We start from the raw sequence: 13,390 nt of genomic DNA, 5'->3' as shown, positions 1-13,390 counted from the left end.
GGACGCAGCAGTAGTCGGCCCGCAGCCGCCACGAGTTCCCTTCCCGACCGTGCCGTCCTCCCCCACGAAGGTTCGGGGCGTGGAACCGGCCCCCGACGAGCGGGTGTTCCCGTCGGGGGCCGGTTGCCGAGGGCGGCGGGTCAGTGCGGCGCGGTGCCGGTCAGTGATCCCTCCTCGTCGCGGGGAACGCCCCTCCGGTGTGCGTCCTCCCGCTGGGCGGGTTCGTGCGGGGCGTTCCCCCGCTGGGCTTCCTTCCGGTGGGCGAGCAGCGAGTCGAGGATCTCGCCCACCCGGACGGCCGTGTGCGACAGCAGGGTCGAGGTGATCCCGTGCGTGTGCTCGGTGCTGCCCTGCACATAGATGCCCGCCGACACATGGTCCACGGTCTCGACCCGGTGGTCCCGGCGCACCCGCAGCTCGTTGTCCTCGTCGCGCAGGCAGAGCTTGCCGACCTTGCCGAGGAGTGCCGCGGGGTCCGCCTGCTGGTATCCGGTGGCGTAGACGAGCAGATCCGCCTCCAGCGTCGTGCGCTCACCCGTGGGCAGATGCTCGACGGTGACCCGGAGCCCGTCGTCGTACGAGGTGACCTCCCGGAGCCTGGAGACATTGAGGAACCGCAGCCGCTGCCGTCCCTGCACGCGTTCCCGGTACTGCGTGCGGTACAGCGACTCGATCAGGTCCATGTCCACCGCCGAGTAGTTGGTGCTCCGGTGATAGCCCATCAGCGAGTTCTTCACCTCCGGGGGAGACCGGTAGTAGAGGTCCACCGCCTCGGGATCGAAGACCCGGTTGGCGAACGGACTGTCGTCCGCCGGTGTGTAGCCGTACTTGGCGAACACCGAGACGACCTCCGCGGTGGGGAACTCCCGGTGCAGATAGGCGACCGTCTCGGCGGCGCTCTGTCCGGCGCCGAGCACCACCACCCGCGCGGGCGGACGGCCGCTCCAGCCCGCCACCCCGGGCAGCAGGTCCCGGTTGTGCCATATCCGGTCGTTGATCTCGGCACCCGCGGGTATCCGGGGTGTCATACCGGTGGCCACACACAGATTGCGGGTCCGGCGGGTCACCAGCTTCCCCCGCGGACCGCCGACCCGGCTCAGCACATCGAACCAGCGGACGTCGTCACCGTCGAACACGGGCTCCACGCCGACGACCTCGTGCGCGTAGTCCACCAGGTGCGACAGTCGCTCCGCGATCCACGCGAAGTAGTCGTGGAACTCGATCCGCAGCGGGAACAGCGTCTTCTGGTTGAGGAAGTCGACCAGCCGGTCGCGCTCCTTCAGAAAACACAGGAAGCTGTACCGGCTGGTGGGGTCACGCATCGTGACCAGGTCCTTGAGGAACGACACCTGCATCGTCGCGTCGTCGATGAGCATCCCCCGGTGCCAGCCGAACCCCGGCTGCTTCTCCAGGAAGCCGGTCCTTAACTCGTCGTTCCCGGTGGTGAGTCCGTTGTGCTCCTCGATCGCGATGGCCAGTGCCAGATTGGACGGGCCGAAGCCGATCCCCAGCACGTCGCAGTCGGAATCCTGTTCGCGGCGGATTCGGTTCACCGCAGCATCGCCTCCCTAACCGACGCGATCGTAGGTAAGGTTAGCCTTACTTTGCAATGGGGCGGGGCGCTCCGGCGTGCCAACTGCCTGTAAAGAAACAGCTGTCGGACTCCGGTCGCCGCCGCCACACGATCGTGAGAACGGGGAAGCGCCATCATGCGGGTTGCGATGTCCGGCCACCGGGCCCGGGGACGCCGTACACGGGGAGCGCCGCCGCGGTGACCCGACGTTCCCCCCTGGCCGCCCCGCCCGACCCCCGGCAGAACGGGAAGCGGGACGGCGCCCGCTGGGTGCTGCGCGGGTCCGCGCTGCTCGCGCTCACCGGCGTACTGGTCCTCCTCGTCGTGCTCAGCACCTGGATCGGCGCCAAGGACACCTCCCCGGCCCAGGTCTGGGCCGCGCTCCTGGGCAGCGACGACTCGTACACCACCGGAGTGATACGTGAACTCAGGCTGCCGCGCACCCTGGTGGGCCTGATGGTCGGCGCGGGGCTCGGGGTCGCCGGTGCGGTGATGCAGGCCATGACCCGCAACCCGCTCGCCGACCCCGGACTGCTCGGGGTGAACGCCGGTGCCTCGGCCGCCGTGGTCTTCGGTATCGGCGTCGTCGGGCTGACCACCTTCACCTCGCTGGTGTGGTTCGCCTTCCTCGGCGCGGCGCTGGCCACCGTCGTCGTCTACCTCCTGGGGGCGTCCGGCCGTGCCGGGCCCACGCCCGTACGGCTCGCGCTGGCCGGGGCGGCGGTGAGCGCGAGCCTGGGCGGGATCATCGGCGGACTCACCGTGTTCAACGCCGCGACCTTCGACCATATGAGGTTCTGGATGGTCGGTTCGCTGGCCGGCCGGGACCCGGAGCTGATGAGGGACCTGGTGCCGTTCGTGGTGGCAGGTCTGGTGGTCGCGCTGCTGCTGGCCCGCCCGCTCAACGCCCTCGCGCTGGGGGAGGACCTGGGCAAGGCCCTGGGCGCGCGGATCGCCCGCACCAGGATGGCGGCCGTGCTCGCGGTGACCCTGCTGTGCGGCGCGGCAACCGCCGCCGCCGGTCCCATCGGCTTCGTCGGGCTCGTCGTCCCGCTGGTCGCGCGCTGGCTGACCGGACCTGATCTGCGCTGGGTGCTGCCCTACTCCATGGTGCTCGCCCCGATCCTGCTGCTGACCTCCGACATCCTGGGCCGCGTCGTGCTGCCCGAGGGGGAGCTGGAGGTCGGAGCGGTCACCGCGCTGGTGGGCGCGCCGGTCTTCATCGCGATGGTGCGCAGGCGCAAGGAGATCTCACTGTGACCGTGACCAGAACCCGTCCGGGCACCGACAGCTCCGACAGCACCGCTACGCCCCGCCGCACCTCCACGACCCGACCGGTACGGCTGTGGTCGGGCCGCGTCACCTTCCGGGTGCACCCGCGTACGGCCGTGGTGTCCCTCGCCGCACTGGTACTGGCGCTGCTGTCGCTGGTCGTCAGCCTCTGCGTGGGCGCCTACACGGTCCCGCTCCCGGACGTCGCCCAGGCGCTCTTCCACGGCACCGGCGACCGGCTCGCCGTGCACTTCGTGAACCACGAGAGACTGCCGCAGGCACTGCTCGCCGCCTTGGTGGGCGCCGCGCTCGGGGTCAGCGGCGCGATCTTCCAGAGCATCTCCAGGAACCCGCTGGCCAGCCCGGACGTGATCGGCTTCAACAGCGGCGCGTCGACCGGCGCGATCCTCGCGATCGTCACCTTCGGGGGCGGCGCCGCCACGGTCGCCACGGGCGCGGTCGCCGGTGGCCTGATGACCGCGTTCCTGGTCTTCGTGCTGGCCAGCCGGGGCGGACTGCACGGGGTACGGCTGGTCCTGGTCGGGCTGGGGGTGACCGCGATGCTCGGCTCGGTCAACTCCTATCTGCTCACCCGCTCCAGCCTCGACAACGCCCAGAACGCGCACATCTGGCTGGTCGGCACCCTGAACGGCCGCGGCTGGAGCTCGGTGCAGATGATGGCCGTCGCCCTCGCCGTCCTGTTCCCGGCCACCGTGCTGCTCGGCAGACAGCTGCGGATGCTGGAGCTGGGCGACGACCTCGCGAGCGGTCTGGGCGTCCGCGTCGACCGGGTGCGGCTCGCGCTGACCGTACTGGGCATCGGGCTGTGCGGGGTCGCGGTGGCCAGCGCGGGACCGATCCCCTTCGTGGCACTGGCCGCGCCGCAGATCGCCGCGATGCTCACCCGCGGCCCCGGGGTCAGCGTGCTGTCCGCCGGGACCGTGGGGGCCGCGCTGCTCTCGGCGGCGCACCTCGCGTCCGCCCAGCTGTTCACCACGCTGGCGTGGGTGGGCGACCTGCTGGGACCGCTGCGGCTGGTGGACGAGTCCCAGCGCAACAACCAGCTGCCGGTGGGGGTCACCACGGCGGTCCTCGGCGGCGTGTACCTCGCCTGGGTGCTCTTCAAGCGGCGTGGAACGGGGCGTGCTTGACGTACGGGCCGCCGCAGGCCCCCCGTCGCCGGTCGGTGACGGGGGGCACGTCGCGGGGGAAGTGCGGCGAGGCGGTGCGGGGAGTGGTGTGCGGCGTGGGGCGGGGTGCGCGGCGCGAGGCCGGGTGGTGTGCGGCGCGAGGCCGGGGGAACGACACCGGCGCCGCGCCGCACACCGTGACGGTCAGAGCTTCCTCAGCATCTCCTCGATCTCGTCCACCGCGCCGATGGCGAAGGTGTAGTTGGCCATGAGGAAGTGCTGGGAGGAGAAGGCCCGGCCCGCCTTCACCGCGGGCACCTTCTTCCACAGCTTGTTGTCCAGCAGCTGCTGGGTGGTGGGGGTGGGCTTGCCGTCGAACTGCACCGGGTAGATCAGCGCCGTGCAGTCGTCGAGCACATCGATCTCCTCGTAACTCTTGGCCAGGAAACCGGCCTTGTCGGCCGGGATGCCCGCGCCGATCTTGAGCCCCACATCACGCATCACGGTGACGAGCGGCGTACCGAGGAAGAACTGGCCGCTCTGGCCACCGCTCAGCGGGGCCCAGGTGGAGGTCGCGATCTGCTTGCTGTACGCGGCCTTCACCTCGCCGATCCGGTCCTGGTAGCGCTTCTTGATCTCCGTGAGCTTGTCCTCCCGGTTGACCGCCAGCGCGGCCTTGGCGATCTGGTCGTGCCACAGCGCCCCGCTGGTGGCCCAGTCGAAGTGGGCCACGGGGGCGACGGACTTCAACGGCGCGGACTTGTCCTTGTAGAACTGGTCGAGGATCATGTCGGGCTTCAGCGCCGCGACGGCCTGCGAGTTGGGCGAGCCGACCGCGCCTATCGTCTTCACATCCTTCAGCCGCTCGTGGTCCCGCTTCGGCATCAGGGTCGGGTTGGCGGTTCCGTCGGGCACCCCGACGGGCACGAGCCCCAGCTCCAGCAGCATCAGGGCCGCGTAGTTGTCGGTGACGACGACCCGCTCGGGGTTCCGCGGCAGTCTCACCGTGCCGTTGTCGGTCTTGACGCTGCGCAGACCGCCTTCGGCGCCCTTGTCCGCACCGGAGTTGTCGTCACCGGACGATTCGCTCACACCGCAACCGGTCAGGGCCAGGGCCGTGGCGGCACCCGTGAGTCCTCCGACGAACCGCCTGCGGCCCAGGGAAACGGTCATGGTGTGCGAACGGGTCATGATGTCTTGCTCCTCCGTCGGTTGCGCAGCGTGAAGCCGCCCCCTCGCCATGAACGAGAGGGCAATAGGTAAGGCTTGCCTAACGTACTCGTTCCGAGCAAGATCTGACGTGTTGGCCTGAGGATCAAGAGCGAGGAGCTCCAGGAGATGAGCGGGGCGTCGACCCAGCACCGTCCAGGTGCGCACAGCCGACCAGGAGGACTTCATGTGACGCGGGTGCGTCGGGTGCGCCGCGTCACCCCCCGGATGGCCCGTATCACCTTCACCGGCGAGGAGTTGGCGCACCTCCCGGACAACGGCACCGACCAGCACGTCGCCCTCTACTTCTACGCGCCGGACGTCGTCCTCCCGAGGCCGTTCACCATCGACGCCGCGCGAAGCCTGCTCCCCGCCGCCCGGCCACGGCTGCGCCGCTACACGATCCGCCACCACCGTCCCGAACTCGGCGAGGTCGACATGGACTTCGTCCTGCACGGCGCCGACCAACTCGCCTCCGGCTGGGCGGAGCACGCCGCACCCGGCGACGAGTCCATCTGGTTCGGGCCCACCCCCGCCTACACGCTCGACCCCGAAGCGGACTGGACCGTCCTGCTCGGCGACGAGACCGCGCTCCCGGCGATCGGCGCCCTGCTGGAACAACTCCCGCCGGATCACCGGGTGTCGGCGCTCATCGAAGTGGCCGACGCCGCCGAGGAACAGCAACTCACGACCCGCGCCGACGCCCGCGTCCAGTGGCTGCACCGCGACGGCCGCACCCCCGGACTGCTGCTGCACGAACGGGCCTCGGCGCTGAAGCTGCCCGTCGGCCGGGGGCGGATATGGGGGGCAGCCGAACGGGAGGTCGTCCGCGGCCTGCGCCACCACTTCGTGCGCGGACTCGGCATGGAACGCTCCGACACCCATCTGACCGCCTACTGGACCAGGGGTGAGACACAGGACAGCGAGGTCTGACCCGCAGATGACCGCCCCATCCCCGGACGACACCGCCCCGGACGACACCACCCCGACCGACGGCGACCGGTCCGGCCTTCCCGACTCAGGTCCCGACCCGGGTCCTGGCCCCGACCCCGCCTCCGGCCCCACGGCCAAGGACGGACGGAGACTGCTCGGCGCCTGTCTGCGGAGCGGCGCCGGACTCCTCACCTCGGCCGTACTCAGCGGCCTGCTCTACCAGTTGGCGCTCATCGCGCTCCCGTGGTTCATCGAACGCGCCGTGGACCGGGGCGTCGTCGGCGGCGACGAGGACGCCCTGTGGAACTGGGCGCTGCTGATCCTGGCCGCCGGACTCGTCGCCGCCGGTGCCGAGATGGCGGTCGGCTGGTTCTCCACCCTCGTCGGCACCCTCCAGGGCAACCGCCTCCAACTCGCCCTCGCCGACCGGGTCGCCCGGCTCGACAGCCGCTCGCTGGGACGGTTCGGCGAGGGAGATCTGGGGATGCGCGGCACCCGCGACGTCGACCTCGTCCGCACCTGGCTGATGGGAGTCCCGTCCTTCGTCACCGGTGCGGTGGGATTCGCCGTGATGATCGCCGCGATCGTCCGCCTCGACCCGCTGCTCGCCGTCGTCGGTCTCGCCTGTGTGCCGCCGCTGGTGTGGATCAACACGTACTGGTTCCCCCGGCGCTTCGGCCGGGCGAACACCGCGCTCTCCACGGCGCACGCCGACCGCGCCGACGCCGTCGAGGACCTGCTGTCCGCGAGCGCCGCCGTACGCGGCATCGGAGGCGAACCGGCCCTCGTACGGCGCCATGCGGCCCGTAGCGGGGACGTCACCGAGCACACGCTCGCCGCCGCCAGGATCTCGGCGGACTGGGCCGCGCTCTCCCCGTTCGTGCCCGCCCTGGCGATCGGCGCCGGGCTCGGCCTCGGCGGACTCGCCGTGCTGCGGGGCGACATGTCGGTAGGGGGGATCGTCGCGTTCACCAGCTGGATGAGCATGCTGGTGCTGTGGGTGGGTGTGCTGACCATGCGGCTGAGCCAGCTCAGCCAGGCCGTCACCGCGGCCCGCAGACTCCAGGAGGTGCTCCTGCCCGGGCCCGGCGAGCGGCCGGCTGAGCGGCCCGCCCGTGACCTGCCGGTGGAAGGTCTGCTGGAAGCGGAGTCCGTGTCCGTCACCGTCGGCGGGCGCACCGCGCTCGCCCCGGTCACCCTGACGGCCGCACCCGGCACCCTGACAGCCGTGACCGGACCCATGGCCTCGGGCAAGACCGTTCTGCTGCGTGTCCTCGCCCGGCTCGTCGACCCCGGCGACGGGGAGGTCCGGTTCGGCGGTGTCCCGCTGAGGGATGCCGACCCGCTCCATGTCCACACCCGCATCGGATTCGTGCCCCAGCGCTCGGGCACCATCAGCGGCACACTCGCCGACAATCTGCGGCTGGGCGGCACCTTCAGCGACGACGAACTGCGCGACGCCTGCCGTGTCGCCGCCCTGGACGGCTACCTCGACTCGCTGCCCGACGGACTGGGGACCGAGGTCGCGGAGCGCGGCAGCACCCTTTCCGGGGGACAGCTCCAACGCCTCGCCCTCGCCCGCGCGGTACTGCGCCGACCGGCCGTCCTGCTCCTCGACGACATCACCTCGGCCGTCGACACCGCCACCGAACGCATCATCGTGGCACGGCTACGGGCCTGGGCCGAGGGCACGGCGGTGGTGTGGGCCACCCACCGGCCGGCCCCGCTGGCCGCCGCCGACCAGGTCGTCACGCTGGAGCCCGCCACCCCGGCCGGGATCACCGGCACGGAGGCCCGGGTGACCACCGGTGGCTGAACAGGCACGGCTGTCCGCGAGCCCCGACCAGCGCGCCGTGCTCCGGCGCGCCTGGCCCCATCTGCGTACCCAGCGCCGCGGCGTCCTCGCCGCACTGGCCCTGAGCGTGGCTGCCACCGCGACCACCGTGGCCGTACCCGCGGTCATCGGCGCGGGCGTCGACCGCCTGCTGGACGGCGACCGGGCCGGGCTGATGACCGCGGTGGCGGTCCTGACCGCGCTCGCCCTGCTGCGGCTGCTGCTCTTCCGGCAGTCGGAGATCCGGCTCACCACCGTCGGCGAACGGGTGGTCCGCGAACTGCGGGACCTCGTCGTCGAACGGCTCTCCCGGGCCCCGCTGCGGTTCCTGGAGGCCCAGCCCTCGGGTGATCTGCTGCGGCGCGCCACGACCGAGATCGCCGATCTGGCCAACTTCGTCCGGGCCCAGCTGCCCGATGTCCTGACCGTCGCCGGACAACTGCTCCTCACCACGATCGTGCTGTTCGGCTACTCGCCCCTGCTGGCATCGGCCCTGCTGGTGGTGTTCGTGCCCGCCATCATCGTTGTGCTGCGGCTGTTCAAGAAGGCCGCCGATCCCGCGTTCGCCGCCGAGGCGGCCGCGGCGGGCCGGGTCGCCACCACCTACCGCGAGCTGGTGCAGTCCCACGAGATGCTCCGGACCGGCGGCGGCACCGACTTCTGGCGTACGCGTTTCCTGCGCGACGGCGAGCGGCGCTACCGAGCGGCCCGCCGGAGCCAGCGGTCGTTGTCCCTCATCAGCCTCGCCCGTGTGGTGCAGGGGGCGACGACCGCGGTACTGCTGCTGCTCGGCGGCCGGCTGGTGGCCGAGGGGCGCGTGAGTGTGGGCACCGTCGTCGTGTTCGTCCTGGCCACGCGCCAGCTCTTCGACTCGGCGGCCCAGGCGTCCAACCTGGTCGGCCAGGTCAAGCTCACCCTGGTCGGCCTCGCCCGGCTCCTCGACCTGCTCGCCACCACCGCGTCCCGCGAAGACCCCGGACCGGGTCCGTCCGTGGTGGTGCCGCCCCGCGGGCCGTACACCGGGAGGAGTGGGCCGCTGACCGCCGCCCGTGGAGTGCTGGACATCCGCGCGGTGCGCTATTCGTACCTGAGTGGCCGGGAGGTGCTGCACGGCCTCTCGCTGCGGGTCGAGCCCGGTGAACGGCTCGGGCTCGCGGGACCCACGGGCGCCGGGAAGACCACCCTCGCCAAACTGGTCACCGGGCTCTACACCCCCGACTCGGGCAGCGTCCACTACGACGGCAGGGATCTGCGCGAGCTCTCCGCCGCCGAACTGCGCCGCCGCGTCGTCCTCGTGCCGCAACGGGTGCACCTGATCGACGGTTCCCTCCTGGACAACCTGGGTCTGGTGCCCGGCACCCCGGACGAGAAGCGGATCGCCGCCGCCGTGGCCCGGCTGGACCTGGAGGACTGGACACGGGGTCTCCCGGACGGTCTGCGCACCAGGGTCGGCCGCGGCGCCGAGGCGCTGTCCGCGGGTGAACTCCAGCTCATCGGTCTGGTACGGGCGGCGCTGGTCGACCCGGCCGTCCTGGTCCTGGACGAGGCGACCGCCGATCTCGACCCGGACACCGCCCGGCGGCTGGAGATCGCCGTCGACACGCTGCGCGCGGACCGCACCCTGATCGTCATCGCCCACCGCGAGTCGACGATCGAACGGCTTCCCCGGGTGGTCCGTCTCGACGACGGGATGGTCCTGGCGGAGGGCTGAGAGCGGCCCGGTGGGCGGGGGCCGGTCCATCGGCCCCCGCCTGACGGGCAGGGCCCGGTCCGTCGGCTCTCACCGGCATCGGGAGTCGTGGGACACGCGGGTCAGGGGGGAAACACCGCGCGGTGGGTGCGCCTGATCGGCGGAGCGGCAGATCGTGAGCTCCCCGGGAGCGGCGGAGCGCCGGAGCGCCGGATTGTGGGGACGCCGGGCTGTGAGGACGCCGGGCTGTGGGGAGGCAGTGCCTCAAGCCCGTTCGCGGGTGAAGGTCAGCCCGCGTGCAGCAGTTGCTCGGTCCGGGTGACCACCGCGCTGTGCACGGCCATCCAGCGCAGCGCGCCGGTGTGCTCCTCGGCGGACAGATCCGCCACGGCGTCGGCGACGACGAACGGCTGGATGCCCTGCATCACGGCATCGGCCGAGGTGAGCAGCACACCGAGCCCGGCGAAGAGCCCGCACACGATCAACTGGTCGCGCCCGTAACCCCGCAGGGTCCGTTCCAGTTGGCTGCCGAGAAAGGCGTTCGGCCGGGTGTGGACGACGACATGCTCTCCCGCGCGCGGCGTGAGCGTGTCGATGAGTGCCGCGTCGGCGGCATCGGTGATCCCAGGACCCCAGAGGTCACCGAGGACGCCCCGCTGATCGGGCTGCCGGACGGCCTGCTCCACGCCGAACACGATCGGTATCGCGAGCACCCCGGCCAGTTCCCGCAGCGCGCTCACATTGCCGACGAGTTGTTCCGTCGGCGCGTCGTCCGTCGGGAAACGGCCCAGGTGATGCCGCTGCATGTCGAGGACGAGCAGCGCGGCACGCGCGGGATCGATCGTCCACGACGCCGCCGAGGAAGGTACTTCGGCCCTGGCGGGCATGGGGTAGGACGCGACGGCAGGCGGACCCACGGGAATCTCCTCGCTGACGGCACGACAGGACGACCGGTAGCGACCGGGAACGGCGACTCCGACCAGTCCGAACTAAGCTTAGGCTAGCCTAAACAACGATCTCGGGGAATGAGATTCCCCGCCGATCGAAGCCGCGTGACCAGCGGCTCTTCCCCGCAGACCCGCAAAGCAGGCGGCTTCCCGCCATGGGCGGTCGAGGGGCCGGCCCTCCGGAGCGTGCCGCCGGCCGCCGGGCAGGGTCCGCCGGTGTCCGCGTCAGGCCGGTCCGTGTCGGCGTACGGGTACGGGTACGGGTGCGCGTCCGTGGCTGCGTACCCGTCTGCGTACCCCCGTCCCCCTTCCTGTGCTCGGCCCACGGTCACAGCAGCTTTCGCAGGGCCTCGCCCAAGGTCGTCACGCCCTCCTCGATCTCCGTGACCGTGCTCGCGGCGTAGCCGAGGACCAGCCCCGGCCGGTGCGGACGCTGACTGTGCCAGGACAGGGGCTGCGCCTTCACCCCTCGGGCGAGCGCGGCGGCGGCGAGATCGGTGTCGGCGAAGCCCGCGTCGAAGGTGACCGTCACATACAGACCGGCGGCGGTGCCGTGCACGGTCGCGCCCGGAAGACGGGTGCCGATCGCCTTGACCATGGCGTCCCGGCGGCGGCGATGGTGTCTGCGGCGCAGGCGCAACTGGCGCTCCATCTCGCCCGATTCCATGAACCGGGCCAGCACCAGCTGGGGGAGGACGGCGCTGCCGAGGTCGGCGAACCGCTTGGCGTCGACAAGGGCCGCCCGGTACCTCGGCGGGGCGAGGACCCATCCGATACGCAGCGCGGGGGCGAGGAGCTTGGACACGCTCCCGGCGTAGCAGACGTTCTCGGCCAGCACGGACCGCAGCGCGGGTACCGGGGTCCGGTCGTAGCGGTGCTCGGCGTCGTAGTCGTCCTCGATGATCAGCGCGCCGCTCTCCCGGGCCCAGCGCGTCAGTTCGCCGCGCCGGGTGCCGCGCAGGACCACACCGGTCGGGAACTGGTGCGCGGGTGTCAGCAGCACGGCTGCCGCGCCCATGGCGCGCAGCTCGTCGACGCGGACGCCCTCGGAGTCGACGGCGACGGGCGGGGTGTCCAGCCGGCAGTTGCGCAGATGCTGGCGGGCTCCGAGTGAACCGGGGTCCTCGACGGCGACCGCGGGGACGCCGTCGTCACGCAGCACCTGCCCGAGCAGGGTGAGCGTCTGGGCCGTGCCGGAGACGATGAGGATCTCCTCCGGATCGGCCCTGATACCGCGGTTGCGGGCGATCCAGTTCGCCACGGCCAGCCGCAGCGCCGGTGTTCCGCGCGGGTCGCCGTACCCGAGGTCGGCCGCCACGAGGGAGTTGAGGACGCGGCGTTCGGCGCGCAGCCACTCGGCCCGTGGGAACGCCGCGAGGTCCGGCAGCCCCGGCGACAGGTCGATCCGCGCGCGGACGGTGCGTATCAGATCGAAGACGTCCGGGCCGGGCGCCGCGGTGAACAGGTCCCGCGGCGAGGGCGGACCGGCGGGCGTGGCCGGTCCACCCGCCGGGATCGCCGCGGGGGCGCCGACCGCGATCGTGCCGCCCCGCCCCCGTCCGGCGAGATGTCCGTCCTCTATCAGGCGCTGGTACGCCTCGGTGACCACACCGCGTGACACCCCCAGTTCGGCGGCCAGGACCCGGGTGGCCGGCAGCCGACTGCCCACCGGCAGACGGCCGTCCGTCAGCGCGCGCCGGATCTGCGAGGTCAGCCAGTCCGCCTTCCCGCCCGTCGGAGCCTCGTCGATGCTCAGATGCAGGAAGTCGGACCCCGCCGTTATGGACCTGTCGGAAGCATGGTCATTGGATCTGTTCACCGGGCCATGCTGGCAGCAGGGTGAACCCATGGAAACAGCGCGTCCCGGCCCCGTCCCGACAGTCGACTACGTTCACGGATACTCCCGGCGCGAGGGCCGCCGACTGGGCGACCAGGCGGACACCCTGGCGCGGTTGCTGCACGACGGCACGTCCTACCCGGCCGGCAGCCGGGTACTGGAGATCGGCTGCGGGGTCGGCGCCCAGACGGTCCATCTGCTCAGGTCCAGTCCCGGCGCGCACATCGTCGCGGCCGACCGGTCCGAGGAGTCCCTGGCGCGGGCCCGCGCCCATGTCGCGGCCGCCGTGCCGGACGCGCGGATGGAGTGGCATCGCGCCGATGTGTACGATCTGCCGTTCGCCGACGGGGAGTTCGACCATGTCTTCGTCTGCTTCGTCCTGGAGCATCTGCCCGCTCCCCGGCAGGCGCTGGCCGTACTGCGGAGTGTGCTGCGACCCGGAGGCACCCTGACCGTCATCGAGGGTGACCACGGATCGGCCTTCTTCCACCCGGACAGCCTGTACGCCCGCGCGGCGATCGAGTGCCAGATCAGCCTTCAGACGGCGGCCGGTGGGAACCCGCTGCTCGGCCGGGAACTGCACCCCCTGCTGACCGGCGCCGGGTACGAGGACGTCGAGGTCCGCCCGCGCACCGTCTACGCCGACCGCACCCGGCCCGCGCTGGCCGAGGGCTTCACCCGCGACACGTTCACCGCCATGGTTGAGGCCGTCCGGGGCGACGCGCTGGCCGCCGCCCTCATCACGTCGGCCGACTGGGACCGGGGGATCGCCGATCTGCACCGGACCGCCCGCGAAGGGACCTTCCACTACACGTTCTTCAAGGCCACCGCCGTCAACCCGTCGCCCCCGTCGCCCCCGAAGCCCTCGCGGATCTGAAGTCCGCCCGGCACGACATCCCCGTCCGTCACGACACCCACGCCGGTCTGACGCCCGCTCGGCACCCCGGCCCGGCCCGTCCAGCACC

The 13,390-nt window shown here is 71.9% G+C and carries 10 protein-coding genes; 6 read left to right on the top strand and 4 right to left on the bottom strand.

Annotated elements, in window-relative coordinates; genetic code table 11:
* Window positions 1–140: 140 nt before the first annotated feature.
* Window positions 141–1,553, bottom strand: coding sequence for a lysine N(6)-hydroxylase/L-ornithine N(5)-oxygenase family protein (locus OG711_RS03930; protein WP_329558396.1), 1,413 nt, complete (start codon window positions 1,551–1,553; stop codon window positions 141–143).
* A gap of 236 nt (window positions 1,554–1,789) precedes the next feature.
* Between OG711_RS03930 and OG711_RS03925 the strand changes: the two genes are divergently transcribed.
* Together OG711_RS03925 and OG711_RS03920 are read left to right on the top strand one after the other, a co-directional pair.
* Window positions 1,790–2,833 (top strand): FecCD family ABC transporter permease, encoded by a 1,044-nt coding sequence (locus OG711_RS03925; RefSeq protein WP_202536049.1) that lies wholly within the window; start codon window positions 1,790–1,792, stop codon window positions 2,831–2,833.
* Window positions 2,830–3,996 (top strand): FecCD family ABC transporter permease, encoded by a 1,167-nt coding sequence (locus tag OG711_RS03920; protein WP_245876715.1) that lies wholly within the window; start codon window positions 2,830–2,832, stop codon window positions 3,994–3,996. The genes OG711_RS03925 and OG711_RS03920 overlap by 4 nt, the downstream gene beginning before the upstream one ends.
* Before the next feature lie 183 nt (window positions 3,997–4,179).
* Here OG711_RS03920 and OG711_RS03915 read toward each other — a convergent pair whose 3' ends face one another.
* Window positions 4,180–5,166 (bottom strand): ABC transporter substrate-binding protein, encoded by a 987-nt coding sequence (locus OG711_RS03915; RefSeq protein WP_329558395.1) that lies wholly within the window; start codon window positions 5,164–5,166, stop codon window positions 4,180–4,182.
* A 207-nt stretch (window positions 5,167–5,373) separates the two neighbouring features.
* On the opposite strand from OG711_RS03915, the gene OG711_RS03910 reads away from it, so the two are divergent.
* The 3 genes from OG711_RS03910 to OG711_RS03900 are packed head-to-tail and all read left to right on the top strand — an operon-like array spanning window position 5,374 to window position 9,662.
* Entirely contained in the window at window positions 5,374–6,117 is a 744-nt protein-coding gene (locus OG711_RS03910) for a siderophore-interacting protein (protein WP_329558394.1), read from the top strand.
* Window positions 6,118–6,124: 7 nt separating this feature from the next.
* A complete protein-coding gene (locus tag OG711_RS03905) occupies window positions 6,125–7,933 on the top strand; it encodes an ABC transporter ATP-binding protein (protein ID WP_329558393.1) in 1,809 nt (602 codons plus the stop codon).
* Entirely contained in the window at window positions 7,926–9,662 is a 1,737-nt protein-coding gene (locus OG711_RS03900) for an ABC transporter ATP-binding protein (protein ID WP_073786428.1), read from the top strand. The genes OG711_RS03905 and OG711_RS03900 overlap by 8 nt, the downstream gene beginning before the upstream one ends.
* Window positions 9,663–9,928: 266 nt before the next feature.
* Here the strand turns inward: OG711_RS03900 and OG711_RS03895 are convergent, their stop codons facing one another.
* Entirely contained in the window at window positions 9,929–10,558 is a 630-nt protein-coding gene (locus OG711_RS03895; RefSeq protein WP_266505396.1) for an isochorismatase family protein, read from the bottom strand.
* 358 nt (window positions 10,559–10,916) lie between these two features.
* Window positions 10,917–12,407 (bottom strand): MocR-like pyridoxine biosynthesis transcription factor PdxR, encoded by a 1,491-nt coding sequence (gene pdxR / locus OG711_RS03890; protein ID WP_266505395.1) that lies wholly within the window; start codon window positions 12,405–12,407, stop codon window positions 10,917–10,919.
* A gap of 28 nt (window positions 12,408–12,435) precedes the next feature.
* On the opposite strand from pdxR, the gene OG711_RS03885 reads away from it, so the two are divergent.
* On the top strand, window positions 12,436–13,302 hold the full coding sequence (locus OG711_RS03885; RefSeq protein WP_329558392.1) for a methyltransferase domain-containing protein: 867 nt from the start codon (window positions 12,436–12,438) through the stop codon (window positions 13,300–13,302).
* The last annotated feature ends 88 nt before the right edge of the window (window positions 13,303–13,390 follow it).

This window comes from Streptomyces uncialis (genome assembly GCF_036250755.1).
GTDB classification, from domain to species: Bacteria; Actinomycetota; Actinomycetes; order Streptomycetales; family Streptomycetaceae; genus Streptomyces; species Streptomyces uncialis.
This window is presented reverse-complemented; position numbering and strand designations above follow the sequence as displayed.

Coding starts and splice junctions, on each gene's coding strand:
- OG711_RS03905 (WP_329558393.1), top strand. CDS start 6,125: ATGACCGCCCCATCCCCGGACGACACCGCCCCGGACGACACCACCCCG.
- OG711_RS03885 (WP_329558392.1), top strand. CDS start 12,436: ATGGAAACAGCGCGTCCCGGCCCCGTCCCGACAGTCGACTACGTTCAC.
- OG711_RS03915 (WP_329558395.1), bottom strand. CDS start 5,166: ATGACCCGTTCGCACACCATGACCGTTTCCCTGGGCCGCAGGCGGTTC.